Here is a 26,833-nt window from a genome sequence, read left to right as displayed (position 1 = left end):
CTATCGTTTATGTATGGATTAAAAGAAATGCTTATAAAAGAAGAATTAAGATTACAATCGATAAAAAGGACTGTTGATGACAGACTTAGAGATGTACCTGAAGGAAATCTAAGAATAACATCAACGAGAAATCGGGTCCAGTTTATGCATTGCATGGATAAGGAAAAGAAGATGAAAGAGCAGGGAATATATATAAAACAAGACGATAGATCCCTTGCGAACGCTCTCGCTCAGAAGACGTATGATCAACGAGTTCAGAAGCTTGTGGATAGGAGAATAAAGCAGATAGAGAAGCTTACCAAGGAATATACTGACAATGAGATAGATGAGTTATTTGATAACCTTCATCCGATTAGAAAGACTCTTATTAAGGCAGTCGAAATGCCCTGGGAACAGAGACTTCAAGAATGGAAGAATACGCCATACGTTGGAAAAGAATTCGCAGAAAATATTCCTGAAATATATACCAAAAAAGGAGAAAGGGTTCGTTCAAAGTCAGAGAAGATAATTGCGGATACATTCTTTGAGCTGGGAATTGAGTATAAGTATGAATGTCCGTTGAAACTCAAAGGATATGGAATTGTCTATCCTGATTTCACAATACTTCGGAAAAGAGATGGTAAAGAAATATACTGGGAACATGATGGAAGAATGGATGAGCCGGATTACGCAAATAAGGCTGTCAGGAAGATAAATTCATATATTGCAAATGGAATATTCCCCGGAGATAAGCTTGTAATATCTTATGAGACATCAAAAATTGTTCTGAATGACAGAGTAATAAAAATGTTGATTGACGAATATATCCGGTAAGTGGGTTGCACACAGCAGAACCTGTGCACACTGCGCTGAAAAGATTGCACAGAATTGTGGAATGGATGCTGATAAAGCATATGTTCTCGGGCTTTTACATGATATAGGAAGAAAATTCGGAGTATATCATTTGCGACATGTGTCTGATGGATACAAATACATGATGTCACTTGGGTATGATGATGTGGCCAGAATCTGCCTTACCCATTCTTTTAATCAGGATAAATTAGAAGCATATGTTGGAAATTTTGATGCCTCACAGGAAGACACAGAGCTGATTCGCATTAAACTAAAAGAAACAGTGCAGGATGATTATGATAAGCTTATTCAGCTCTGCGACTCGATTGCAGGAGCAGAAGGTGTTATGGATATCATAGACAGAATGAGTGATGTAAAAAGCCGCTACGGTTCGTATGATCCGGAAAAATGGCAAACAAATCTCGACCTTAAAGAGTACTTTGAGAAAAAGATGGGGATGGATTTGTATGTGGCCGTTGATAAAGATAACTACATTCCTATCTCATCCAGAATGGTTGAATTCAGAAAAGCTGATATAGCTGACGCAGAGGTGCTGGTAGATATTTATAATGCGTCGTTTTTTGATGATTATATAAAGTATGGCGAATGTCCGGCATATGGAAGAACAAAAGAAATGATGGAGCAGTCAATAATTGATTATCCCAAATTTCTAATTATTTATGATGGTAAACCGGTTGGCTGCATTTCATGTAAAGCGTTGGAAGACGGAATATATGAAGTTGGATGTCTATGTGTAATTCCGGAGTTTCAGGGAAAAGGGATAGGAACGGCTGCAATGGAATTTGCAAAATCCTTCTATTCTGATTGGAAGAAGTTTACATTGGTAACACCGGTGGATAAAAGTCAAAACGTCAGATTTTATACAGTAAAATGTGGCTTTTCCATCCATTCCGAAGAAATGGATGGAAATGTCAAGGTTATAAGATTTCTATTGGAAAGATAGATTTATGTGCGTAGCATAAGCGAAGTGTTTAATACGTGACTTGGCCTAAGAGCAGCCTTTGCTGGTAACGAACAGCTCATGCAGTATTAGTTAGCGCTATATTTTCTTATCCTAAGCGGAATGTCATGTTCCTTAGATAAAGCAATGCATCTGTCTTTTTCCTCATCAGGGAGGACGTCCACTATAGACCAGCGGACATCTCCGATGACTTCCCGGCACCTTTTGGTGAAGGCGAGCATGTTTTCAAAGCCATTATCCAGAAGTGGTCTTGTCACTTCCTCATATTCCTTTTTTGTAGGAGCATTGAGGCTTACAGAAACGCTGTCGATGACCTTTGCTAATTCAGGAACTATATCACGGCCATGTTCTGCTGAGCCCTGTCCATTAGTATTTAGCCTGGTTTTAAGGCCTTTTTCTTTCTTTGCGTAGGCAGCAGCATCAAGAAGAATATCAAGCTGGCAGGTTGGTTCACCATAGCCACAAAAAACAAGTTCATTATAGCCGGTAAAATCAAAATTTTTAATTGCATCCAGAACTTCTTCTCTTGAGGGATTAACCTGATGCCACAAAGTCTTTGCATCACCAACGCCGTCTTTTACAAATCTGATACAAAAAGTGCATCTGCAATTGCATTTGTTAGTTATATTGGCATACACTGAGTCTTTGTATGTGTAGATAATATCAGCCATGAGCCACCTCCACCTTTGATTTAAGGTTAATTCTGTCAAAAGTCTGTCCAAGAAGAATAAAGAAAATCATACTGCCACCTGATTGTACAAGGCCTCCCGTCAAGCCGGAAAGAAGCGCTGCTTCAAAGCCAAACATGATTGCCTCAGCAATAAAATAGCCTATGTGTGATATGAAATAAGCAATTACCGGTGCGATATAATTTCGCTTGTTTAGTATGTTTGCTCCTTTGTTTGTGAAAGGAATTACTAAAAGAGCCTTGATGATTACTGTAGCCAGTGTCCACGCCGGAGCGGTCAGAAGATCTGCAACTCCTCCGCCGATTGCACCTGCAACCATTGCGTAGGGCATAGGTAAAATAGTAGCTGCAAGGTATATGATTGTGTCACCGAAATGAACATATCCGCCATTTACGCCTACCGGAATATGACCGATGTATGCGGTGAAAATTGTGATAAGAGCAGCAAATGCTCCTGTCAGTGTTAAATTGTAAATTCTGCTGTTTCTGTTTTTCATAGTTAGTCCTCCTCTTTACAATGTAAGCATTTTTAGATTTTTTTCGTATTCAACACCGGCATTCGGTGACGTTGCCGGGGATGTATCTTTGACAGAAGTGTAAATAAATCTGCTTGCAAGATCAGCTGCATCAAAAGCACTCTTTCCGGATATGAAGGCTCCGAGAAATACCGCAGCAAAAAGATCTCCTGTACCCGAATAATGAACTCTGTTACTTTTTGAGGAAATGAGCCGGCTGACACCATTTTCCAAAATATAGTTACCAACTTCTTCATCATCTTCCATGGGAATACCGGTAACTGTAATAATTTTTCCCTGATCGCCGCCAATCAACATGGATAATCTGTTAATCTCGCTGATCAGTTCATCGCCCCTTAATTTCATTATGCTTTCAGGGTCTTCATCTGCAAGGAGTATCAGCTCCGTAAGGTTTGGAGTGATTATATCGGCTTCTTTTGTCATTTCACGGATTGTATGAAGCAGATCCACTGAGAAATTCTTGTATGTTCTGCCATCGTCGCCCAGAACCGGATCAACAAGTACTGTTGTGCTGTCTGTCTTGAATTGCCTTATAAAATCCAGTGAATCAAGGGCCTGTTTCTGGCTCATCATGAAGCCGGTTATTATTCCGTCGAAGATTTCTGACTGCTTTTTCCATTCCCTTGTATATTCAGGTATGATGCCTGTCAGGTCCTTGCTGTAAAAAGAAGGATATCCTGTTTGAGCGCTAAGTACTGCGGTAGGAACGGGACAACATTGGATTCCCATTGCAGATAAAACAGTCATATCGACTACCAGTGAACATTTTCCAAATCCGGAGAGATCGTTTATTGCTGCTACTTTCATGAGTTCTTTGCTCCTTTATCGCTTTGCTTTGATAAAGAATATATTCCTAAATTTGGTACCATTAAAATAGTCAGTTTTGATAATTTTATTAATACCAGATTAAAAAGTATTGTTTTTATTTCCTAAAAGTGATAGCCTAATGATTAGTAAAAAGAAAGGCACGCATCTTGCGTGTAGGTGAAGAAATGAGATATTGATAATTTGATTTGGTTAACGCGAACGAAGAATTTGAATGGCCCAGAGGGGTTTGTTTGTGTATGCCGAATTAGATTATCGTATTCGTTTTGAAGCCGCCCACAGGGATGCTCTTTTTTGGCATATATCGGGTCTTCATTTGTACGTATAATCTGCTTTCGGCATGAAGCAGATTTTTTGTGCCATTTTTTATAACGGAGGTGGTGTGTATGGCACAGATACAGGTGATAGACCTGACTTTTTCTTATGATGGAAGTGCAGATGATGTACTTCAGGATATTTCATTTAGCATTGATACAAATTGGAAGCTTGGACTTATTGGCAGAAATGGAAAGGGTAAAACTACGCTGCTTAATCTTTTCATGGGAAGATATGAGTACAGAGGAAGTATTAAAGCCGGTACCCGTTTCGATTATTTTCCTTACAAGGTAGACGAATCTGATTATTCTCGGAATACCATAGACCTTTTGGAAAAATGGAAACCGCAGATTGAGCAATGGCAGGTGATGATTCAGATGAACGAGCTGCAGATGGATTCGGAATGTCTATATAGGCCATTTGGAACACTTAGCTTTGGTGAGCGTACAAGAGTCATGCTTGCGGTACTGTTTGCAGCAGAGAACGAGTTTCTTTTGATTGACGAGCCCACTAATCATCTTGATAGCAGGGCACGGGATATTGTAAAAGAATATCTTGCCTCTAAAAAGGGCTTTATTCTGGTATCCCATGATCGAGATTTGCTTGACGGTGTATGCGATCATGTGCTTGTAATGAACCGGTCCACGATAGAGGTCCAGGCAGGCAATTTTACGACATGGTGGGAAAATAAAGAAAAGAAGGATATTTTTGCAAAGGCGGAAAATGAAAAGCATCTTAAGGAAATCAGTAAGCTTAAGGTTGCTGCTGACAGAAACAGCAGGTGGGCAGAAAAAAATGAAAATACAAAAATAGGATTCGATCCCATCAAGGAGCATGACAGGAGCAAAAATACCAGGTCATTTATCGGTGCGAAAACAAAAAAGATGCAGTCCCGGGTAAAGGCTGTAGAAAAGCGCATAGATCATGAAATTGAGGAAAAAGAGGGATTGCTTCAGGATATTGAGAAGGTTACGGATCTGAAGCTGGAACCTTTGACATTCCATAAAGAAGTGCTGGTAAATGCCATTGACCTGTCCCTGAAATATGATGATGCTGAAAATGAGTTGTTCTCAGACCTTCGTTTTCAGGTAAAGAGAGGAGATAGAATAATCCTTTCAGGAGAAAACGGGTGCGGGAAGTCCAGTATATTAAAAGCTGTATTACAGAGAATTAATGACGGAGAATACAACCATGATTTGGGATTGTCTGTAGCCGGTGAGCTTAGTGTTGCTGCCGGTATGACAGTTTCGTATGTAAGCCAGGATACATCACTTTTATCCGGCTCTCTTAGGAAGTTTTGTGAGAAAAAGGGACTTAACGAAAGCTTATTTCTTGCAATTCTAAGACAGCTTGATTTTGGACGTGAGCAGTTTGTAAAGAACATGGAAGATTTTTCAGAAGGCCAGAAAAAGAAGGTCCTTATTGCAGCAAGCCTGATAACACCGGCGCATTTATACATATGGGACGAGCCTCTCAATTTTATAGATGTATTCTCCCGTATGCAGATTGAAAAGCTTATCCTGGAATACAAGCCAACCATGCTTCTTGTTGAGCATGATGTGAGATTTCAGGAAAAGGTTGGCACCGGCGTAATTACGGTAGGAAATGCTTTAAAGGACATGGTCGGGACGGAGTTATATGACCAAATAGAATTTAGAGGGGGAGCCTAAAATGTTCTATAATGCCAAAAATGAAAATATCCAACTGGATGGTTCTGACTGCGATTATATCAGTTTTGGAACAGGAAAAGAGAATCTTATTATGCTTCCCGGAGTGGGAGACGGTTTTAAGACAGCAAGGGGTATCGCAGTGCCTTTTGCTTTTATACTGGATTATCTTACAGCTCTGTGACACTGACATGTTGACATTAGTTTTATTCACGTGTATATTGGAAAAATATTTTTTGAGGATATGAAATGAATTTATTTTTATTAAACAGCTTAAGACGCAGACAGAGAAGACATAAGTTCTTGTAATCATTGCTTAGAAAAGCAACAAATATTATTCCTCTGCACCTGTCAGAGAAATCATATCTATATGCTTTAAGATTCCAACATCTTCAAGCAGTCTTATCATACGGTAAACTGTAGCAGTTCCGACGGTGCTGTCCTTGGAAACTACCTTGTGGTAGATTTCCTTGCAGGAGGCACCGTCACTGCTGAGGATTATATCCAGTATGAGCTTTCTTTGTTTGGTTATTCTAAAACCATTATCCTTTAATAGAGATATTACATATTCATTACTCATCAAGGCCTTCCTTTATGAAGCAGCTGATCTGCTGCTGGCTGTATTTACTACCATCTGAGATAAGCATCTGCCTCCGGACAGGCATTTTTTGTAGATCTCAGTACATTTTCTGTAGCTTGAAAAAGTCTTTTCTGCTTTTTCCTTATCACCATAAACTTTCCAATAGCCAACGCATTTAACGCCCTTTCTTGTGTCCTCCATGAAGCCTTTAACATCTACAGGAGGATAACCCAGGAAAAGACCAATCTCATGGGGGAAGGATCCATCATTATGAATGTGGTGAATGAGGTGAACAATATCACTTTCTATGGAGTTGCAGCTATATCCCTTTTCAAGAAGAATGTCCCTAGCTTCTTTTGATGAAAGGTCAGCTTTTAGCTTGTCCGGGCGGTATAGGTAGAGCAGAACATTTTTCTCTGTTATCTTAAGCGGAATGGCACGAAGACCCTTTTCCGTAAAGCACTGATTTAATTCACAAAGTTCTTCCTTTATATCTGATATAAGACTTCTGTCTATTGTAAAAATGTTTCCCGTTTTAATTCCTGCTAATGTGGGTGAGCAATTCTCAACTATGATATTATCAGGCATTATTATGGCTCCTCCGAAAAAAATTTAGTAAAGCGTTAGCAATTGCTAACGAAATTATAACCTATTGTAATCATGTTAGCAATAGGTAACTTTAAATGGCGATGAAACAACATTCCATCGCATAATATTTTTTGTTATCTAATTGTGCAAAATAAGTATTTAATGGGCGATTAAGATGATGTATAATTAGCGAAAACTTTTAAGTAAATGTAGAGGGATTATATGAAAAAAGCAACCAGAATTTTGACGGTACAGTATTCTTTTTTGCAGCTTGGGTATTGGGTGGACTATCTTTTAATATCATCCTTCGCAGCTGTTCTTTTGATGTCGCGAGGCTTCAAGGCCTCTGAGATAGGTTATGTAACAACCATGGGCTCTGTTATGGCAATATTTCTTCAGACCTATTTATCATCTCTTGCTGACAAATCCAAGAAGATCACTTTGAAGCAGATATTGGGGCTTATGATTGCCATGGCTTTTCTGGCAGCAGGAATAGTCTGGCTTGTGCCATCGTCTCATGTGGCAACCTTTATAGGTATGTTTACAGCCTTTGGTGTGACCAGCTCCATATCGCCGCTGCTTACAGCACTTTGCCTTCAGTATAACTATGCGGGCTACGGTGTGGACTTTGGTATAGCAAGAAGCCTTGGTTCCTTTGGCTATGCGGCAGCAGGCTTTGTAATGGGACAGGTCACGGAGAAGTTTGGAGCAAATATCATACTTCCGATTTTCTGCGTGGTTTATGTTCTTTTGATGTTTACACTACTGTCCATGAGAAAGGCTGATAACAATAACGATAAAATGGAGAAGCCTGAAAAGCCCAGCGGAATCATAGAGTTTTTCAGAAAGTATCCGAGATATGATGTTTTTCTTATAAGTGTAATGCTTATTTATTTCATGCAGATGATGCTTGGAACATACATGATCTATTTTGTAAAAAGCTACGGCGGTGCAGAAGCGGAGATGGGCACGGTATTATCTGTAACGGCATTTGCCGAGATGCCGGCAGTTGCCTTTGGAATGTTTTTCCTTAAAAAGTTCACTGCTCAAAAGCTCCTTAAGGTCACAGCTATAGCAGCTTCAATAAAGTTCATTTCAATGATCTTTATTACAGATATAAAGGTTTTCATTGCGCTGATGCTGATACACTTTTTCTACTCCGGAATGTATATGGTTTCATCAGTGTATTTTGCAAACTCCATAGTGGATGATTCCGATGCAGTAAAGGCTCAGGGCATTCTTGCCGTAGGAATCACGGGCGTTGTTGGAATCGCAGCCAACATCATCGGCGGCTATATGCTTGAGTTTGTATCCGTAAAGGCGGTTACAGTTCTTGGAGCGGCCATGGCAATAATCGGAACGGTTACAATGTTCCTTGCAACAGGAGAGAAGATACCAAAGGTAAGTAAGAAAGCAGCATAATAGAATGAGTATATAAAGAAAAGCGCTACACACTGTAACAAAATGTGTAGCGCCTTTTTTGAATTTTTGACGTTATTGGATATACACAATTGCTGTCTTTCTGAAGGCTGTGATTATCCTTGATATTGCGGAGTATATAAGTCCTGCGCTGTAGATGTAAACAATCACAGACAGGGACTTAAGCAAATAGCCTGCAACAAATGCTGCAATGGCAATAGCTATATTTATGGCACCGGAGGTGAATTTGAATCTCCAGGAAGAGGACATACGCTTTGATTCAAGAGCTCGCAGGATGTCAACAACCCCTGAAAACATGTGGATTATAAGCATATACAAAATAACAAAGCTATTAGAGTTATCCGCTACGGTTAGTGTAAAAACCCCAAGATCAAATATTATGACGCCGGTATACAGAATACTCCTGCCGCCTACCATGTGTTTTGCCATGGAGAAGTAGTAGAATATATTTTTAAGTCCATATAAAGTCAGCGACATACTCAGTATAAGCACTATCAACGGTATGCCATCTTCAGGGATCCATACTATGCTTATACTGCCAATGATCATTATAAAGGCTATAAAAATATTTTTAATTCTTTGAAAGGCTGTCATCGTCTGCCCTCCTTAACTGATCTAAAAGCTTTCTGTAATCAGCAATTCCCCTAAAACCTTTTTTGGCATAATCAACTGAAAAGCCTGCCAGTCTGTTTCCTGATTTATAGATTGCGTTTGTGACCATACTCTTTTGACCAAGAGCAGCTATTATAAATCTGCCGATAAAGGTATCATCGATTTCTTTTGGTGTGGCCATATTGTATTCTTTCAGGTACTTGTTCACATTGAAGAACTCTATGGAACAGCCGGAAAGCTTTTCGCCAAAGGCTTTCCAGTCTCTGCTGGAATCAAGCTGCCGTTTTTTTATAATAGCTTCAATCTTTTCCCTGTAAGGCGCTATGGCGTCAAAATCATAGGTGTCTGCCACAAAATCTTCCCGCTCTCCTCGCAGATATTTCATGGCTTCTATCATCTGAGTGAAGGCGTGAAGGTAATCTGAAGGATTATCTTTTATTATCTCATCGTAGTCACCCCAGGCAGGAAGATATTTATACCTGATAAAGCTGTAGTCCGGAAGGTGGCCTGCCCTGCCGTGTCCAAGATTCATAATTGAGCTTTCTTTATTCTGATAAAGGCTGTTGACGTATATGGACTCATTAAGATTATCAGTCATGGACGGATTTGGTTTGAAGGTTATGCGACGCTCAAAGCATCTGTCACCGTCAGGAATGAGTTCAAAGAAATACCTGTCTGTATTATTTATGACAAGAGACGGAGTTCCTGCAAAGTAGCGGTGTGCCCAGGTGTCAGCAAGAACGTGCATAGCTATGCCCACAGCCTGAAGCGAATTGTTTTTTGCACGTTTGACTGTGTTTACAAGGAGCTCGCCGTTTGGATTACAGATCAGTCTGTACTTATTCAGATATCTTTTTGAGCAGCCCTTCTTTTTGGCATAAAGATCTCCCGGAAGAAAATGAAAGGAGGACCAGATTCTGGTGATGTTCTGAAGACTAATTATATCTGATGACGCATCCGCCAGCTCAAGCTGCAGCTGAGTTGTTGCAGCAGAGAGAGGAGCTCCCAGTCTTGATAAAAAAGTCTCTGTACACAGATCCACAAATTGAGCGCTGTAGCATATATCCATGCATTCTTCGTGCGAATAGCCTGCAAGGAATGCTGCGCAATATGTCGCATAGTAGTGAAAATCTATTTGCATGACAATACCTCACATAGTCTTTTTATGTTTTACCGCGTGCTTTTCACCTCGAAGAATTCGGAGCTTCCTGGTGGATGAAATAAGCTCTATCATCATGTAAAGTGAAGTTGAATCTACGAGGAAGGATGCAACAAAATCCGGAATATGTTCGTCGATATTCACATTTAGGACGGAGCTAAAAAGAGTTAGTGCATTGATTATTGTCATTATTATGGCTAAACAATAGAAAATATTGTCTTTATGATAGTTATTTGCTTCGAAAATAGCGGCTCTGCCTATGTAGATTTTAATAAGGAGATTTGTAACTCCAAAAATCATGAGAAAGAGCCATGAAAAAATCAGAGCAAAACGGGCTTCAAATTCAGTGCCGGTCATTCCCATTGCATCAAAAATATAATCCCTGCCAAGCAAATAGTAGAGGTTTATCTTGATCACTTCCCACAGACCAAAAGCGATGACACCCTGCCCTGTTGTTGCCAGAATACTTTGCCTGCGTCTTATTTCTTTATCCATATTTACACCCTCAATAAGAAAAATCTTTATACTTTATTTTAAAACGAAATAGTATAATTTTAAAGTAAATAGGACCTGTTTAATCAGACATATTCAGATATCGGAGGAAGTAAGACATGAGTATTAGGAAGGATTTAGTCAGTCAGCAGATGAGAGAAAAGGCACCGGAACAGGATCCGTTAAGACTTGGTACCGGTTGGAAAAAAGAGGATCTTTCCAAGCCTCAGATATATGTTGAAAGCAGCTACGGCGACAGTCATCCCGGAAGTGTTCATCTTAAAAGGCTTTCCAATGAAGTGATAAGGGGAATTGAAAGTGCAGGTGGTCACGGCGCTGAGTATTTCTGTACAGACATGTGTGACGGCGAAAGTCAGGGGACAGACGGAATAAACTACAGTCTTGCAAGCCGTGAGATGATGGCGGGAATGATAGAGATACAGGCAAATGCAACGCCCTTTGACGGCGGCGTATATCTTGCCAGCTGCGATAAATCCGTTCCGGGTAATCTGATGGGAATGCTCAGGGTAGATATACCTTCCGTATTTGTTCCCGGAGGCGTTATGAAGGCAGGCCCTGACATGCTGACCCTGGAGCAGCTTGGAATGTACAGCGCAAGATTTGAGCGAGGAGAGATCGGGCAGGATAAGCTTGACTGGGCAAAGCAAAATGCATGTCCCGGCTGCGGTGCCTGCTCATTTATAGGTACAGCTTCCACCATGCAGATAATGGCTGAGGCGCTGGGATTGGCTCTCCCTGGAAGTGCGCTTTTGCCTGCACAGGGAGATGCCATTATGGAGAATGCATACAGGTCAGGACAGCGGGTAGTAGAGATGGCAGGGGATGATGATATGCGACCATCCAAGCTTCTGAGTCTTGAAAGCTTTGAGAATGCAATTCTGGTTCATGCTGCTATATCAGGTTCTACCAACTGTCTTATGCATCTGCCTGCCATAGCCCATGAACTTGGAATAGAGATAGACGGTGATACCTTTGACAGGCTTCATCGCGGAGCACATTACCTTCTTGATATTCGTCCTGCAGGAAAATGGCCTGCAGAATGCTTCTACTATGCAGGAGGAGTGCCTGCGGTAATGGAAGAGATAAAGGATCACCTGCACCTTGATGTAATGACGGTTACAGGCAAAAGCCTTGGTGAAAATCTTAAGGAGCTGAAGGAAAGCGACTACTACGAAAAGTGTGCAGAAGGCCTTAAGGAGTTTAACAACAGATACAACGTCAAGGCTACAAAGGAAGACATTATACGTCCCTATGACAAAGCAATCGGTACAGATGGCAGCGTTATCGTGCTAAAAGGTAACCTTGCTCCTGAAGGCGCTGTAATAAAGCATACAGCATGCCCTAAGGAGATGATGAAGGCAGTTCTTAACGCAAGACCCTTTGACAGCGAGGAGGAATGTCTCGATGCTGTACTGCATCACAAAGTACAAAAGAACGATGCTGTTTTCATAAGGTATGAAGGCCCTAAGGGAAGCGGCATGCCTGAGATGTTCTATACCTCGGAAGCAATAAGCTCAGATAAGGAGCTTGGAAAAACGATTGCGCTTATTACTGACGGTCGCTTTTCCGGAGCATCAACAGGACCTGTTATCGGGCATTGTTCACCCGAGGCGGCAGCAGGCGGACCTATCGCCTTTGTGGAAGAGGGTGATTTGATAGAACTTGATGTTATGGAAAGAAAACTCAATATAGTCGGTGTAAAAGGTAAGCGTAAGACTCCGGATGAAATAGATAAGATTCTGGATGAGCGAAAAGCAGGCTGGAAACCGGCAGATAGCAAATATAGGAGAGGAGTTCTCAAGCTTTTTGCAGATCATGCTGTTAGTCCGATGAAGGGTGCATATTTGGAATAAAAGATTAAAGTTTTCTAAAAAACGCTTATATAATCTCGATTTTTCATTCTATACATTATAATAAAATTATATAAGCGAGAATATGTGGGGGATTTTATGTATGGAACATTTTGATTTTTTTCTGACAACAGGTTTTCAAGTGGTATTTGGGTATCTTTTACCTGCAATCGGAAGTGCTTTGATTTTTTATAAGTGCGGAATTAAAAGAAGATGGGCGTTTGTACCTTTCATTAGAGAATACCTGCTTGGCGTATGCGCTGATAAGGAAAGGGAAGGCAGAGTTTATTTAGGACTTGCCGTAGCAGCTGCTGTCATGTCCGGTATAGCGGATCTCATGGGGCAAAAGGTCTATGCAATCTGGGCGCTTCTTCAGGTTGTCTGTTTGTCAATAAGGATTGCTCAGCTGCTGTATTCAGTAAGAATCTTTACAGCGCTTGTTAAGGTATTTGGGAAATCCAAAAAGTGGGTTTTACCAATGGTGTTATTCGAGGGTGCGGTTCTTATTTATTGGGGACTGTCACCTCAATATGTGCCCAGGAAAAAGGTTACAGATAGAGAGATAGAGGCGGAAACCAAGCTGCTTGGCGCTGATGTTCAGAGTATCCTTGATGGACTTACTGTCAATATAAATGAGAGATCAGTAATTGATTTCTTTAGAAAAAAAGTACTTCTTAAGGATATTCATATGTGCATTCCAAAGGGACATATGGTGCTGCTTCTTGGCGGATCGGGTGCCGGCAAGACCACATATCTGAATGCGGTCACAGGTTATGAAAAGGCTGATGCCAGAATAACTCTCGGTGAAGATGATGTCTATTTTGATTACGATAAGATGATGTATGATATCGGATTTGTTCCCCAGCAGGATCTCATGCGAGGTAACGATACTGTAGCTCTTACTTTGTCGGATGCAGCCATGTTAAGGCTTCCTTCAAGTGTTTCAATGGCAGAGAGGAAAAAGCGTGTGGCTGAAGTACTTGAGCAGTTTGGGCTTACCACTGTTAAGGATAATCTTGTAGAGAAGCTTTCCGGAGGTCAGAGAAAAAGACTTTCGATAGCAATGGAGTTTATTTCCGATCCCACACTTTTTATTCTTGATGAGCCGGATTCAGGATTGGACGGCGTAGTGGCCCGCTCGCTTTTTGAGAAGCTTCGAAGCATAGCAGATGAAGGAAAAATAGTTGTTGTAATCACCCACACTCCGGACAGAGTAATTGATCTTTTTGATGATGTTATAGTTCTTGCCAAGGATGCCGGAAGAACGGGAAGACTTGCATGGTATGGTCCCGTGGAAAAGTCATATGAATTCTTTGGTAAAAATTCCATGGAGGAAATTCTCTTATCCATAAATCAAAAGGACGAAGGCGGAGAGGGCAGAGCCGACGAATTTATCGAAAAATATGCTGACTATATGAGAGCGGAAATGGGGTGAAAAACATGAAAAAGAAAATCAGAAGAAGAGGACGTTTTTCACAGACCATTATCTATCTTGGTAAGCTTTTCAGAATGTTTCTGTTTCAAAATGACTGGAAGGTTCTTCCCATGTCTGCGGTTATAGCAGGACTTGTATGCTTTGCTGTTGGCGGAAATCTCTATAAGACAATGGAAGGCACCCTGATGGGATCCTTTGCTATTTCATGTATCTGCGTATGGAACGGATTTTTTAATTCCATCCAGTCTATCTGCAGGGAGAGATCTATTGTCAAAAGAGAACACAGATCGGGACTGCATATATCTTCTTATGTTTTGGCCCACATGATCTATCAGGCGACCTTGTGTATTGCGCAGGCTGTGATAACCATATCTGTATGTGATGCCATGAAGGTTAAGCTTCCAAATGAACCACTTGTTACCCCTTATCCTATTCTGGATTTTGGAATAACACTTTTTCTTATTACCTATGCTGCGGATATGCTGGCACTTTTGATATCATCCTTTGCAAAAACTACAACAGCAGCCATGACTATAATGCCCTTTATGCTTATAGTACAGCTTCTGTTTTCCGGTGCATTTTTCAATCTTCCGGAACAGGCAATGCCATTAACCAATCTCACTGTGACAAAATTCGGCCTCACATCACTTTGCGCACAGGGTGATTACAATTCACTTCCGATGGTATCTATCTGGAACAGCGCAGTTAAGCTTAAGGGTGTAGATGTAGGAGGAGAAAAGCCAATTCAGGAGGCTCTTAAGGCTATAGAAGAGAATGGTTCAAGAGAAGAAATTTTGATGAGAACTGCTGAATATAACCAGAATCCTGCTTACGCTTTTGATCCGGATGTAGTGGTCGGCTGCTGGATGGCACTGATTCTATGGTCCATCGCATATATTATTGTAACTATAATAATGCTTGAAAATATAGACAAGGATAAGCGATAGAGAAGTCTAAACAACCCCGATTTGAAAATCTAAGGGGGATAAGTAAAAATTATCACTGACTATAAAATCATCTAAATTTTCAAATGAGCTATGAGATGATAGTATAAACCCAACAGAAACGAAGGAGGAACAAATGATGACAAAGACATGTATCGTAAATCTTAATAAAATGTGTTGTCGAATGTTGAACTCCCGGGCATGCTATGCGGTTGATTACCTGGCTCATTTGTCAGGCAATCGTATTCAGTAATCTGTCATTTCAGATTCGAATTTACCGATGCCCGGGGGAAACCACTCCGGGCATTTAATTATGTAAGAAAATCTTGATTTGTCCGGGGAGCAAATATAAAATAGTAAACATATTTTATCGTTTATACGATTTATGAGAGGAGACGTTATGAAAAAGAAATTTTTTGGAAGATTATTAGCAGGGACACTGACACTTGGACTTGGTATTGCTTCCCTGACAGGATGCGGCAAGTCAGATGCCGGCAGTGAAGCAGGAGCTACAGAGGTAGCAGAAAGCAGTGAAGCAGCTGAGGCAGACGTAGTAGAAGAGAGCAGTGAAGAAACAGCAACTTCATCAAACTCAGCACTTGACATTGTTCCCGGAAACGGCGAAACTATTAAGATAGCAGCATCGCCTATCCCTCACGCACAGATTTTGGAGAAGGCTGCTGAAATTCTTAAGGAATATGGTTATGAACTTGAGGTAGTAGAATTTGAGGATTATGTACAGCCCAACCTGGTTGTAGAGTCCGGCGAATTTGATGCTAACTACATGGAACATATTCCGTACCTTAACAGCTTCAATGAGGAGCAGGGTACTCATCTGGTGAGTGCAGGCGGAATCCACTATGAGCCCTTCGGAGTTTATCCCGGAACAAAGAGCAGTCTTGATGAAATTGCAGACGGCGACCGCATTGCAATCCCTAACGATACTACTAATGAGGCAAGAGCACTTCTTCTTTTACAGGACAATGGAATCATTAAGTTAAAGGATGGTGCAGATCTTACAGCTACTGTTAATGACATCGAGGAAAACACATACAACATAGAGTTCGTTGAGCTTGAGGCAGCTCAGGTTGCAAGAGTAACCAAGGAAGTTGAGTTTGTGGTACTTAACGGTAACTACGCATTAGAGGCAGGCTATTCGGTAGCAAAGGATTCTATCGCTTATGAGTCAAGTGATTCGGTAGCAGCTAAGACATACGTAAACATCATTACAGTATACGAAGGAAATGAGACCCAGGATAAGATTAAGGCTCTGGTTTCAGTATTGAAATCAGATGAGATAAAGAAATTTATTGAAGATACCTATGACGGTGCAGTAATTTTCTTTGAGGATTAAGATTAAGTGAGGGAAAGATAATTCTTTCCCTCATTTTTAATTTCTGAGAAATTCTATTTTAGTATTGGGGAGCATTTATGAGTGTTATTGAAATCAAGAATCTGACAAAAAAGTTTGAGATTGACGGTAATACCGTCGTAGCCCTTAACAATATTAATCTTAATATTGAAAAGGGCGATATTTTTGGAATAATCGGTATGTCCGGAGCAGGTAAGTCTACTCTGGTCAGATCCATCAACTATCTTGAAAAACCCTCTGAAGGATCGGTTTATGTTGATGGGGTGAATCTTGGCAGCCTTTCAGAGAAGGAGCTTAGAAAAACCAGAAGCAACATCGGAATGATCTTCCAGAATTTCCATCTTCTTGAACAGAAAAATGTAATAGACAACATCTGTTTTCCTCTTGAAATTCGCGGTGTAAAAAAAGCAGATGCAAAGCGTCGCGCCAAGGAGCTTTTAGAGCTGGTTAAGCTTGAGGATAAAGAAAAAGCATTCCCTTCTCAGCTTTCAGGCGGACAGAAGCAAAGAGTTGCCATTGCGAGAGCTCTTGCCACCAATCCCGAGATTCTTCTTTGCGATGAGGCTACAAGTGCACTTGATCCCCAGACAACAGCATCTATTCTGGAGCTTATTAAAAATATCAATGAGACCCTTGGAATTACTGTTGTAATAATTACTCATCAGATGTCGGTTGTAACAACCGTTTGTAAGAGAGTTGCTATTATTGACGGCGGTAATCTTGTTGAGGAAGGGCTTGTTGAGACAATATTTGAACATCCCAGGACCGATGCAGCCAAGGAGCTTATTTCCGGCAAAAAGATCAGCTACACACCTATGAAGGAGCTGATTGCGGATCGCAGAATCAGAATTGTATTTAAAGAGAATACTGCCTATGAACCTGTTATTGCAAATATGATTCTTAAGGTTCAGGCACCTATCAATATTCTGAAAGCTGATACAAAGGATATCGGCGGAAGAGCAGTGGGAGAGATGATTCTTGGTCTCCCGGATGATGTAGAAAAACAGGAAGCTATTATTAGAGAGCTTAAAAATGCAAGACTTATAGTAACGGAGGTAGATTACAATGAATGAAAAGGTTGTTGAGATGATCATACAGGGAATAGGTGAGACTCTCTATATGACCATGGGTTCAGTTATCATTGGTTATATCCTTGGTCTTCCTCTTGGAATACTGCTTTATGTCACAGGTAAAAAGGGACTTAAGCCCAATCCCATAGTTTACAGAACTCTTGATTTTGTCATCAATATTATTAGAAGTATTCCTTTCCTTATTTTGCTGATACTTCTTATCCCCTTCACACGATTTGTTGTAGGACAAAGCTATGGTTCAACAGCGACTATCGTTCCGCTTGTAATCTGCGCAGCACCCTACATTGCAAGAGTTGTGGAATCATCGCTTATGGAGGTTGATGCAGGAGTTATTGAGGCGGCAAGATCCATGGGAGCCAGCAATTTCCAGATCATTACCAAGGTGCTTCTCGTGGAGGCAAGAACATCACTTATGATGGGCTTTACAATTACAACAGGTCTGCTTCTTGGTTATTCAGCAATGTCAGGAACAGTCGGTGGTGGCGGACTTGGTGATATTGCGGTTAGATATGGTTATTACAGATGGCAGACAGATATCATGCTGATCACCGTAATTCTGCTTATCATTATTTTCCAGATCATACAGAATATCGGAACAAAGATTTCCAATAAATTTGATCATAGAAAGCGCTGAAAATAGTCTTTATAGATTTGTGAAGAGTAGTATTATATAAATTGAGACATAAATTGCATACAAGATATATACGGAGGGCTTTTACATGAATGAGTTTAGATATTATGCACCTACAGAAGTAGTATTTGGAAAAGACGTAGAGAATAAGACCGGAGAGACTGCTACAAAGTATGGTAAAAAGGCTCTCCTTGTTTATGGAAAAGGAAGTGTTGAAAAGTCAGGACTGCTTTCCCGTGTTCAGAAATCCCTTGAAGCTGCAGGGATAAGCTATGAGAATTTTGGAGGTGCTAAGCCTAATCCCACTCTGGCTCATGCTGAGGAGGGTGTTCAGAAGGCCCTTGATTTTGGTGCTGACATGATCATCGGCGTAGGCGGCGGAAGTGCTATAGATACAGCTAAGGCTATCGCCCACGGAACGGCAAATCCTTCAGAGAAGCTCTGGGAGCTTTGGACCAAAAAGGTAGAGCTTACGAAATCACTTCCCGTTGGTGCGGTTCTTACTATGGCTGCTGCAGGAAGTGAGATGAGTGATTCAGCTGTTCTTACAAATGAAGAGATTGGTAAGAAAGCAGGCATCAATACAGATTTTAACCGCTGCCGTTTTGCAATTGTCAATCCTGCTCTCGGAAGCACGCTTCCTAAGTATCAGCTGGCTGCAGGTATCACAGATATCATGATGCATACCATGGAGAGATATTTTATTCCGAATATCACCTGTGATATGACTGATGAAATAGCAGAAGGTCTTATCAGATGTGTTGTGAAAAACGGTAAGAAGGTTATTGAAAATCCTGATGACTATGACGCTATGGCTGAGGTTTTCTGGGCATCATCACTTTCTCATAACAACCTCACAGAGTGCGGAAGAGGTAAGGACTTCTCAGTCCACAAGCTTGGACATGCACTTTCTGCAAAGTATGATGTGACACATGGCGCATCGCTTGCAGCAGTATGGGGTGCATGGGCAAATGCTCTTTATAAGGACGCTGTTCCGAGATTTGCACGCTTTGCAAGAAGCGTATGGGGAATTGAAGAGGCTGATGATGTGAGAGCAGCAGAGAAGGGTATTGAGAGCACAGTTCTTTTCTTTAAGTCAATCGGTATGCCTATTGATCTTAAGGGACTTAATATCGAGCCTACAGATGATGATTTGAAGGCTCTTGCCATGGATGCTACAATGAATGACAGTGTTAAGCTTTCAAGAATCCGTCCTTTGGACGCAGAGGCTGTTTATAAGATTTACAAGGGTGCTCTGTAATAACAGCAGCATCTTATACTTAGATATGGTATTGGTAATTAAATGACAGATAACAAGATTTTTGAAAGGGAGTCTTCAGCAAAGAATGACTCCCTTTCCCATGACAAAAAACTGATAAGTGCGCTATTACTCCTCCTTGCAGCAGTTGTATGGGGAGGAGCTTTTGTTGCTCAGTCCCTTGCAGGTGCTGAGATTGGAATCTTTAGCTTTAACGGGATCAGATTTATCATTGGCGGTCTATGTATCCTGCCCATGATGCCAAAGCATAAGCTGGATAAGCTTTCCGAATCAAAGGGAAACATTATTGGGGCAGCGGTTTGCGGAATAGCTCTTTTTCTTGCTTCCACCTGTCAGCAGGCAGGAATAGCTCTTGGAGCCGATGCCGGAGAGGCAGGATTTCTTACGGCCTGCTACATTATAATGGTTCCGATTCTTGGGATTTTTCTTGGTAAAAAGTGCCCTGCAAAAATCTGGGTAGCGGCAGGGATCACCATGGTGGGATTATACCTTCTGTGTTTTTCTGACACGGAGCAGGGAGGAGCCCTTGCAGGCTCCGGATTAGCGGCGCTTATAGCGCTTCTGCGAAATATTTTTTCCTGGACGGATCTGCTGCTTCTTGGATGTGCGTTTCTTTTCTCGATTCAGATTATCTGCATAGACAGATATTCACCCAGAATGCATCCAATCACCCTTACCTGCACTGAATTTATGGTAAGCGGCGTGTTATCGCTTATATGCGGATTCTTTTTTGATTTTTTACCGGACAGGCAGGGCTTTGTCACATCCCTTATGACGCCTACCGTATGGATATCTATTCTTTACACGGGAATCCTTTCAAGCGCTGTTGGGTACACGCTTCAGACCGTAAGTCAGAGAAAGCTTCATCCTGCGGTAGCATCTCTTATCATGAGTATGGAGTCGGTATTTGCAGCAATATTTGGATGGCTGATTCTGGGGCAGGTTATGTCAGTAAGGGAGCTGCTTGGGTGTGCTCTGATTTTTGGCGCGATAGTTCTTACACAGATTGAAAGATAAAAATAGAAGTACAAAATAAGATAAAAAACGGGTTCAGGGTTTGGGGCCTGAGCTGATGTATTGGGAGTTTTAGTAATGAAGGTATTTGTAAAAGATAAGCAGTTCTATAAAATGCTGGTGGCATTTGCGCTTCCTATTGCGCTGCAGCAGCTTATAACCGTTGGCGTAAACATGGCCGATAATATCATGCTTGGTCAGCTTGGTGAAGCGCCTATGAGTGGTGCGACCCTTGCCAACAATTTCATCACCATATTCCAGATTATGTGCATGGGACTTGGTATGGGAGCCAGCGTTCTTGTCAGCAGATTCTTTGGCATGAAGGACAGGCTTAGCATGAAAAAGTCCGTAAATATCATGTTCAGAATGCTTTTCATTGTTGCTACGGGATTTTCAATAGTAACAGCTCTTTTCCCTGCAGGAATCATGAACCTGTTTACAACCGAGGAAGAGGTTATTCGTCAGGGTACAGGGTACCTTCTTATTTCCATTCCCTGCTACTATTTGAACGGATATGCTGTAACATCAAGCATCATGCTTCGAAGCGTTGGTAAAGCCAATATTCCGCTTATTTCAAGCTGCTGTTCGTTTTTCATAAATATCTTTTTTAACTGGGTATTCATATTTGGTAAGCTCGGTGCATCTGCCATGGGCGTTAACGGTGCGGCTCTTGGAACGCTGATTGCGAGAGTTGTTGAGTTTACTATTATTATGGGATTCCTTTTCTTTAAGGATACCAATATCGGACTTCGAATTAAGGATCTTACACTTTCCGTAAAGGACCTGATAGGAGAGTATATCAGGATTTCAATTCCGGTTCTTGTGTCAGATACACTGCTTGGTCTTGGAAACAGCGCAGTAGCTGTTGTTATGGGACACATCGGAGCAAGCTTTGTTGCGGCCAACTCCATAACTACGGTCGTAATGTCTCTTGCCACAGTTGTCATTCAGGGTATCAGCCAGGCCAGCTGCACTATTACGGGAATTACTCTCGGTAAGGGTGAAGTTGAGAAGGCAAAAGCTCAGGGCTATACCTTTGCGGCTCTTGGCTTTATAATAGGCGGTTTTGGATGTGTTCTGATTCTGGCTATTTCCAATTTGATCGTAGGAGCATACAAAATTGAGCCTGAGACAGCAGTGCTTGCTAAGGATTTAATGCATGCGGTTGCGCTTGTAATCTGGTTCCAGGCTGCCAACAGTATTCTTACAAAGGGTACACTCAGAGGCGGCGGAGATACAAAGTTTCTTATGGTTGCCGATATTATTTTTCTCTGGATATGTTCAATTCCTCTTGGAGCCCTGGCAGGACTTGTATTTAAGTGGCCGGGATTCTGGGTATATATAATGCTTAGGATCGATCAGTTTATTAAGTGTATTGTTTGCGTAATTCGGCTTAGAAGCGGCAAATGGATAAAGAAAATCAAAAATGCAGACTAAATTAAATCCCGGATTAAGATTTCGGGATTTTTGCATTAATGAAATAAATTTAAAGTTTTAATAAATATATCATATAAATTTTATTAAATAGTATTAATAAAAATTGTAGAATGAACGTGGTGTAGTGTTTTCTTAAAGGGTTCTCTTGTTACATTAAGGGGGGAAAATATATGAGGAAAAGTCTGCGAAGGCGTATTACGCTGCTAATGACGTTCATGACTCTTATTCTTCTTGTGGTTAATGCGGTCATCAGTACCATCAGTTCTAAGTCCAGTCTCGAAGCTCTTTCTGATAATCTCTATCAGACTACAACAAATTATTATGCAGAAATAATTGATAGTTGGTTTATGACAAACGGCGCAATACTTAAGACAACTGCCGATGCGGCCAAGGTTGTTGACGGTGATATTACGACGCTCCGGCCAATGCTTGCAAAGATTTAAGCATGTCCTACGCCATAGACAGCGGCGTTGTGGGCATTGACCTTGATCTTAATGCTTTAACAGAAAATGTTCCGGTCCCTGAAAATGGCTATACTCTTGTCGCAACAGATCAGGGTAGTATTGTAGTTCACCCGGAGTATGGCCTTACGGCTGATACAGTATATACCATGGATGAAGTTGTGGGAGGAAGCTATAACTCGGCGCTTCAAAACAATGATGTCTTCAGTGATTACAACGGTATAAAGAGTTATATTACCGCTGCTACGGCAGATGCCAATAACTGGATAGTGGCTGTTATTGTACCGCAGAGTAAACAGAATCTGCCGGTATACAGGATGATAAATGTGTTTGTCATTCTTGCAGTTGTATTTAGTGTTATTGCAGCCGTTGTAGTTACGATACTAAGTAATAACATAACGACACCTATCAGAAAGATGACTGCCAAGATTCATGGTATTGTTGCAGATATTCAGGAAGGTAAGGGTGATCTTTCCGCGAGAGTAGGAGTTCAGACCCAGGATGAGATTGGCGAGATTGGAAGAGGAATAAATGCTCTTATGGGAGAGCTTGATCAGCTGATTCCCCAGTCAAAGAGCGCTGCATCTACAGTTAGCGGACATTCAGACGATCTTGTAGACATAACGGATAAGCTGTCTGATGCAATGACGGGAATATCCTCTGCTGTTGGAGATATCGCACAGGGTGCAACCCAGCAGGCCCAGGATGTGGCAGCTGCGACGGAGAATGTTAAGCATATCGGAGAAGCTATTGACAATGTGGTTAATGCCACAGGCGAGCTTAATACAATAGCAAAACAGATGCAGGCTTCCTCAACGGATTCTGCAAATCAGATTCAGAATCTGCAGAAGTCTACAGACTCAATGGTAGATGGAATAACCAAAATAACTGAGCAGATAAATGATACCAGTAGAGCTGTTGATACCATCAATGAGAAGCTGGCTGCAATTACTGAGATTGCTTCACAGACCAACCTGCTGTCGCTTAATGCTTCTATTGAGGCAGCAAGAGCAGGAGAGATGGGCAAAGGCTTTGCGGTTGTGGCAGAGGAAATCGGAAAATTGGCCGTTAATTCTGCAGAAACAGCAGAGAGTATTAAGGCAGAGATGGATTCTCTTTCAGCTATTTCCGAAGAAAATGCAGCATCCTCTGAAGAAACATCAGCTACCACACTTGAGATTACTAATACCATTGATAATCTCAACAGTCAGGCAAAAGACCTCAACGGTGTGGCAACTGAGCTTAATGACAGCCTGAGTATTTTTAAATAACTCGTAGCTGTTTTCCTGATTTTCGTTTTACATCTGAGTAAGATAACGAAGCCGGTTTCGAAAGGAGCCGGCTTCCTATGCGTTTGCAGATACCTGTTTTATCCAAAGCTTCTCCAATGAAAACACATTGATTTTCTGACGATGGTGAATCCGTTATGGAATAAAGGCCGTCAGCTAAGTCAAAGCGGAGAGTTTCATTTCCAACAGGGATAGTGCCTTTTGCTCTTGCTATATGACCAAGCTCGCCTCTCAGGCAATCCTCCAGCAGAGTTATAAGCTCGCCGGGATTAGTGAGCTTTGCATTGTTAATAGTAATTTGAGAAAAGGAGGTCTGCTCGTCTGATGCTTCAGTTACGTTCACTTTTTTTCCGGGAAGTGCCATCAGACTGTTCCACCAGGAATCCTCCTGCCCGGTGTAGTGGCTGCTTATTATCTCTGCATCGGGATTGATGCTTCGAACAGCGGCCTCTGTCTCTGCAAGGAGGTCGGGAGAATCATTTTCACATTTTGAGAAAACAACAACTTTAGCGTTGGCAATCTGGTCAGTGTAGAGCTCTTTCCACTGGCTCATATTCTGTCTGTAGCTGCGGGGAGACAGAACTACTATCGGGTTTAGAATCGATATATTACCGTGGAGGATAGGCTGCAGGTTACTTATGATACTGCTAAGGCGTCCGACACCTGTTGGTTCTACAATAAGATATTCCGGTGCTAGTCCTGAAAAAATCGTAAGGACAGAGTTAACAAAGCTGTCCTTCATGGTGCAGCAGACACAGCCCTCCATAAATTCCATGATTTCAAGCTTCTGCGGTGATGAATCTGTGCTTCTAAGCTCATTCGCATCTATACTGTTATCGCCGTATTCGTTTTCCAGTACAACAGGAGTAGTACCGGTGCGACGGATGAGTTCTTTTATAAAAGTGGTTTTTCCGGCACCCAAAAAGCCGGAGACAATAAGAATATTCATAGTTTACCAATCATTATAATTTTCAAATTTTTACTAATAGAAGGAGCGGCCTGTAAAAAGCCGCTCCATTTCCGTTTGTTTTTAATTTTTATTACGGATTGTTATCAAGGATAACAACGGGCTTGATAAGATCAGCGGGCTTATCCTTCATAAGCTGTAATGCTTCCGGAATATGCTCCCAACCGTGGAATACATGTGTGGAAAGCTTGCTTACATCAAGTTTGCCTGATGAAACAAGAGCACCGAGCTTCTCCATACGGAGACGTCCGCCGGGCATCAGACCACCGTTGATCTGCTTGTGACCCATACCTACGCCCCATTCTACGCGGGGGATAGTGATGTAATCACCGCTTCCAAGGTAGTTAACGTTACCGATCTTTCCGCCGGGCTTAAGAGACTTAACAGCTGACTCAAAGGTCTTAACGCTTCCGCCTGCCATTACTACGCGGTCAACACCCTTGCCGTTTGTAAGCTCCATAACCTGATCTTCGATAGAGCCGTTCTTGTAGCTGATGAATTCGTCAGCGCCATAGAACTTAGCTGCTTCGATGCATTTAGGACGAGTACCTACAGCGAGGATTCTTGAAGCACCACGCATGTGAGTACCTGCAACGGACATAAGACCAACAGGTCCGATACCGATTACAAGAACAGTATCACCAAACTGAACATCAGCCAGCTCTACGCCGTGGAATCCTGTAGGAACCATATCGGAAAGCATACATGCGTCCTCAAGGCTCATACCCTCAGGCATGTGAGCGAGGTTACCGTCAGCATCGTTAACATGGAAGAATTCAGAATCAAGACCATCCTTGAAGTTAGAGAACTTCCAGCCTGCCAGCATTCCGCCGGAGTGCATTGAGTATCCGCTCTGAGCTTCAAGAGAGTTCCAATCGGGAGTGATAGCAGGTACAAGAACCTTATCACCGGGTTTGAAATCCTTAACTTCTGAACCAACTTCAACAACCTCTGCGCATCCTTCGTGGCCAAGGATCATGTTGTGGCGATCGCCTACAGCACCTTCCCAAACGGTGTGTACGTCTGATGTACAGATGGCAATAGCCAGTGGCTTACAAATAGCGTCCAGGGGTCCGCAGACAGGGCGCTCTTTTTCAATCCAGCCGACTTCGCCGATTTTGAGCATTGCAAAACCTTTCATACTGTTTTCTCCTTTATTTTATTTTGTACAATTATTTAGCATGATTTTATGATATAGAATGCAATTTGACTATGTCAAGGAAAGTCAGTGTTCTTCTGCTTTTTCGTGGCTTTGCACATAAAAGAGGTGCAATAATTGTAGGTATTTGCCCCTTTACATTTTGGGAAATAGCAATAGCAATTATTCGAAGATGCTGATATAATGATAAAACATTTGCATTGGAGGTAATAAACAAATGAGAATTGCAGTAACTTATGATGACGGTCAGGTGTTCCAGCACTTTGGACATACAGAGAATTTCAAGATTTATGAGGTTGAGGATGGCGAAGTAAAGTCTTCCGAGATCATCGGATCCGACGGACAGGGCCATGGCGCTCTTGCAGGTCTTCTTGATAATAACAGCATTGATGTGCTTATCTGTGGCGGTATTGGCGGCGGTGCCAAGACTGCACTTGATGAAAAGGGTATTGAGCTCTGCGCAGGTGCTGAGGGTGATGCTGATGAAGCTGTAGCAGCATATCTTAGAGGTGAGCTTGTTAATACAGGTGTTAACTGTGATCACCACGGCGAGGGACATAGTTGCTCAGATCACCACGATGAGGAAGGCCATTGTGGTCATGATGAAGAAGGTTGCGGTCATGAAGGAGGCTGCGGTGGTTGCAGCGGATGTGGCTCTGCTCCCCAGTTTGAAGGAAAGAACGTTGGTAAGATCTGTAAAACACATTACAGAGGCACTTTTAACGACGGTACTCAGTTTGATTCATCCTATGACAGAGGAGAGCCTCTTCAGTTTGTATGCGGAGCAGGCATGATGATCCTAGGTTTTGATAAGGCTGTAGCTAACATGGAGGTTGGAGAGAAGCTTACCGTACACCTTATGCCTGAGGAAGCCTACGGCGAAGCAGATCCGGAAGCAATCTTCACAGTAGATATTGCTGAGATGCCGGGCTCAGAGGAGCTTACAGTTGATCAGCAGGTATATCTTCAGGATATGTACGGAAGACCGATTCCTGTAAAGGTTGTGGCTAAGGATGAGAAGACAATTACCTTTGATGCCAACCACGAGATGGCAGGCAAGGAATTGAACTTTGAGATCGAGCTTGTTGAAGTACAGTAATTTAGCTGTAAAATTATAAAACGAAAACTGATTTTTTAGTCCCATGCTCAGTTATGAGCATGGGATTTT

At 41.8% G+C, this 26,833-nt stretch carries 27 protein-coding genes; 17 read left to right on the top strand and 10 right to left on the bottom strand.

Translation table 11 applies throughout. The features are described 5' to 3' along the window. Positions 1 to 9: 9 nt before the first annotated feature. Together G608_RS23720 and G608_RS24375 are read left to right on the top strand one after the other, a co-directional pair. Positions 10 to 813, top strand: a complete 804-nt coding sequence (locus G608_RS23720; RefSeq protein WP_026497207.1) for a hypothetical protein — start codon at positions 10 to 12, stop codon at positions 811 to 813. After that, a complete protein-coding gene (locus G608_RS24375; protein ID WP_330367098.1) occupies positions 794 to 1,795 on the top strand; it encodes a GNAT family N-acetyltransferase in 1,002 nt (333 codons plus the stop codon). The genes G608_RS23720 and G608_RS24375 overlap by 20 nt, the downstream gene beginning before the upstream one ends. Before the next feature lie 86 nt (positions 1,796 to 1,881). Here the strand turns inward: G608_RS24375 and G608_RS0118360 are convergent, their stop codons facing one another. Genes G608_RS0118360 through G608_RS0118350 form a run of 3 tightly spaced genes read right to left on the bottom strand, consistent with a single transcriptional unit; the run spans position 1,882 to position 3,844 of the window. After that, positions 1,882 to 2,484, bottom strand: coding sequence for a TatD family nuclease-associated radical SAM protein (locus tag G608_RS0118360; protein ID WP_026497205.1), 603 nt, complete (start codon positions 2,482 to 2,484; stop codon positions 1,882 to 1,884). Further along, positions 2,477 to 2,998 (bottom strand): TIGR04002 family protein, encoded by a 522-nt coding sequence (locus G608_RS0118355; protein WP_026497204.1) that lies wholly within the window; start codon positions 2,996 to 2,998, stop codon positions 2,477 to 2,479. The genes G608_RS0118360 and G608_RS0118355 overlap by 8 nt, the downstream gene beginning before the upstream one ends. A 15-nt stretch (positions 2,999 to 3,013) precedes the next feature. Beyond that, on the bottom strand, positions 3,014 to 3,844 hold the full coding sequence (locus G608_RS0118350; RefSeq protein ID WP_026497203.1) for a bifunctional hydroxymethylpyrimidine kinase/phosphomethylpyrimidine kinase: 831 nt from the start codon (positions 3,842 to 3,844) through the stop codon (positions 3,014 to 3,016). A 404-nt stretch (positions 3,845 to 4,248) separates the two neighbouring features. Between G608_RS0118350 and abc-f the strand changes: the two genes are divergently transcribed. Together abc-f and G608_RS0118340 are read left to right on the top strand one after the other, a co-directional pair. After that, positions 4,249 to 5,847, top strand: a complete 1,599-nt coding sequence (gene abc-f / locus G608_RS21905) for a ribosomal protection-like ABC-F family protein (protein ID WP_051209539.1) — start codon at positions 4,249 to 4,251, stop codon at positions 5,845 to 5,847. 1 nt (position 5,848) lies between these two features. Further along, positions 5,849 to 6,028: a hypothetical protein gene (locus G608_RS0118340; RefSeq protein ID WP_026497202.1), complete on the top strand. Its 180-nt coding sequence runs from the start codon at positions 5,849 to 5,851 to the stop codon at positions 6,026 to 6,028. A 150-nt stretch (positions 6,029 to 6,178) separates the two neighbouring features. Here the strand turns inward: G608_RS0118340 and G608_RS21900 are convergent, their stop codons facing one another. Together G608_RS21900 and G608_RS0118330 are read right to left on the bottom strand one after the other, a co-directional pair. Beyond that, positions 6,179 to 6,424, bottom strand: coding sequence for a Fur family transcriptional regulator (locus G608_RS21900; protein ID WP_035796229.1), 246 nt, complete (start codon positions 6,422 to 6,424; stop codon positions 6,179 to 6,181). A gap of 12 nt (positions 6,425 to 6,436) precedes the next feature. After that, the gene (locus tag G608_RS0118330) at positions 6,437 to 7,012 is read right to left on the bottom strand and encodes a DUF3793 family protein (RefSeq protein ID WP_026497201.1); all 576 of its coding nucleotides are present in this window, start codon (positions 7,010 to 7,012) and stop codon (positions 6,437 to 6,439) included. Positions 7,013 to 7,234: 222 nt separating this feature from the next. On the opposite strand from G608_RS0118330, the gene G608_RS0118325 reads away from it, so the two are divergent. After that, positions 7,235 to 8,434, top strand: a complete 1,200-nt coding sequence (locus tag G608_RS0118325; protein WP_026497200.1) for an MFS transporter — start codon at positions 7,235 to 7,237, stop codon at positions 8,432 to 8,434. A gap of 72 nt (positions 8,435 to 8,506) precedes the next feature. On the opposite strand, the gene G608_RS0118320 is transcribed toward G608_RS0118325, so the two are convergent. From G608_RS0118320 to G608_RS0118310, 3 genes are read right to left on the bottom strand one after another with little or no spacing between them, the layout of a single operon-like run. Continuing rightward, on the bottom strand, positions 8,507 to 9,046 hold the full coding sequence (locus G608_RS0118320; RefSeq protein WP_026497199.1) for a DUF308 domain-containing protein: 540 nt from the start codon (positions 9,044 to 9,046) through the stop codon (positions 8,507 to 8,509). Next, on the bottom strand, positions 9,024 to 10,205 hold the full coding sequence (locus tag G608_RS0118315) for a DUF6765 family protein (protein WP_026497198.1): 1,182 nt from the start codon (positions 10,203 to 10,205) through the stop codon (positions 9,024 to 9,026). The genes G608_RS0118320 and G608_RS0118315 overlap by 23 nt, the downstream gene beginning before the upstream one ends. A gap of 9 nt (positions 10,206 to 10,214) precedes the next feature. Then, positions 10,215 to 10,718 (bottom strand): hypothetical protein, encoded by a 504-nt coding sequence (locus tag G608_RS0118310; protein WP_026497197.1) that lies wholly within the window; start codon positions 10,716 to 10,718, stop codon positions 10,215 to 10,217. 116 nt (positions 10,719 to 10,834) lie between these two features. Between G608_RS0118310 and ilvD the strand changes: the two genes are divergently transcribed. The 11 genes from ilvD to G608_RS0118255 all read left to right on the top strand — a co-directional run bounded on the left by ilvD (position 10,835) and on the right by G608_RS0118255 (position 23,521). Then, positions 10,835 to 12,589: a dihydroxy-acid dehydratase gene (gene ilvD / locus G608_RS0118305; RefSeq protein WP_035796226.1), complete on the top strand. Its 1,755-nt coding sequence runs from the start codon at positions 10,835 to 10,837 to the stop codon at positions 12,587 to 12,589. A 100-nt stretch (positions 12,590 to 12,689) separates the two neighbouring features. Beyond that, positions 12,690 to 14,021 carry an ATP-binding cassette domain-containing protein gene (locus tag G608_RS0118300; RefSeq protein WP_051209537.1) on the top strand — a complete coding sequence of 444 codons (1,332 nt, stop codon included), beginning with the start codon at positions 12,690 to 12,692 and terminating at the stop codon, positions 14,019 to 14,021. 5 nt (positions 14,022 to 14,026) lie between these two features. Continuing rightward, positions 14,027 to 14,968 (top strand): ABC transporter permease, encoded by a 942-nt coding sequence (locus G608_RS0118295; protein WP_026497194.1) that lies wholly within the window; start codon positions 14,027 to 14,029, stop codon positions 14,966 to 14,968. A 397-nt stretch (positions 14,969 to 15,365) separates the two neighbouring features. Then, positions 15,366 to 16,319 carry a MetQ/NlpA family ABC transporter substrate-binding protein gene (locus tag G608_RS0118290; protein WP_026497193.1) on the top strand — a complete coding sequence of 318 codons (954 nt, stop codon included), beginning with the start codon at positions 15,366 to 15,368 and terminating at the stop codon, positions 16,317 to 16,319. Positions 16,320 to 16,396: 77 nt separating this feature from the next. Then, positions 16,397 to 17,410: a methionine ABC transporter ATP-binding protein gene (locus tag G608_RS0118285; RefSeq protein ID WP_026497192.1), complete on the top strand. Its 1,014-nt coding sequence runs from the start codon at positions 16,397 to 16,399 to the stop codon at positions 17,408 to 17,410. After that, the gene (locus G608_RS0118280; protein WP_035796223.1) at positions 17,403 to 18,062 is read left to right on the top strand and encodes a methionine ABC transporter permease; all 660 of its coding nucleotides are present in this window, start codon (positions 17,403 to 17,405) and stop codon (positions 18,060 to 18,062) included. Before G608_RS0118285 ends, G608_RS0118280 begins: the two co-directional genes overlap by 8 nt. A gap of 85 nt (positions 18,063 to 18,147) precedes the next feature. Then, positions 18,148 to 19,320: an iron-containing alcohol dehydrogenase gene (locus G608_RS0118275; protein WP_026497190.1), complete on the top strand. Its 1,173-nt coding sequence runs from the start codon at positions 18,148 to 18,150 to the stop codon at positions 19,318 to 19,320. Between the two features lie 42 nt (positions 19,321 to 19,362). Next, the gene (locus G608_RS0118270; protein ID WP_051209535.1) at positions 19,363 to 20,355 is read left to right on the top strand and encodes a DMT family transporter; all 993 of its coding nucleotides are present in this window, start codon (positions 19,363 to 19,365) and stop codon (positions 20,353 to 20,355) included. A gap of 75 nt (positions 20,356 to 20,430) precedes the next feature. Beyond that, the gene (locus G608_RS0118265) at positions 20,431 to 21,789 is read left to right on the top strand and encodes an MATE family efflux transporter (RefSeq protein WP_026497188.1); all 1,359 of its coding nucleotides are present in this window, start codon (positions 20,431 to 20,433) and stop codon (positions 21,787 to 21,789) included. Positions 21,790 to 21,959: 170 nt separating this feature from the next. Further along, on the top strand, positions 21,960 to 22,232 hold the full coding sequence (locus G608_RS0118260) for a hypothetical protein (protein ID WP_026497187.1): 273 nt from the start codon (positions 21,960 to 21,962) through the stop codon (positions 22,230 to 22,232). A 2-nt stretch (positions 22,233 to 22,234) separates the two neighbouring features. After that, positions 22,235 to 23,521: a methyl-accepting chemotaxis protein gene (locus tag G608_RS0118255; protein WP_026497186.1), complete on the top strand. Its 1,287-nt coding sequence runs from the start codon at positions 22,235 to 22,237 to the stop codon at positions 23,519 to 23,521. Here the strand turns inward: G608_RS0118255 and G608_RS21895 are convergent. Together G608_RS21895 and G608_RS0118245 are read right to left on the bottom strand one after the other, a co-directional pair. Then, on the bottom strand, positions 23,514 to 24,488 hold the full coding sequence (locus G608_RS21895) for a GTP-binding protein (RefSeq protein ID WP_051209533.1): 975 nt from the start codon (positions 24,486 to 24,488) through the stop codon (positions 23,514 to 23,516). The genes G608_RS0118255 and G608_RS21895 overlap by 8 nt on opposite strands. 91 nt (positions 24,489 to 24,579) lie before the next feature. Then, positions 24,580 to 25,647, bottom strand: a complete 1,068-nt coding sequence (locus G608_RS0118245; protein WP_026497185.1) for an NAD(P)-dependent alcohol dehydrogenase — start codon at positions 25,645 to 25,647, stop codon at positions 24,580 to 24,582. A 235-nt stretch (positions 25,648 to 25,882) separates the two neighbouring features. On the opposite strand from G608_RS0118245, the gene G608_RS0118240 reads away from it, so the two are divergent. Beyond that, entirely contained in the window at positions 25,883 to 26,764 is an 882-nt protein-coding gene (locus G608_RS0118240) for a NifB/NifX family molybdenum-iron cluster-binding protein (RefSeq protein ID WP_026497184.1), read from the top strand. Positions 26,765 to 26,833: the final 69 nt, after the last annotated feature.

This window comes from Butyrivibrio sp. WCD3002 (assembly GCF_000424265.1).
Classification (GTDB): Bacteria; Bacillota; Clostridia; order Lachnospirales; family Lachnospiraceae; genus Butyrivibrio.
This window is presented reverse-complemented; position numbering and strand designations above follow the sequence as displayed.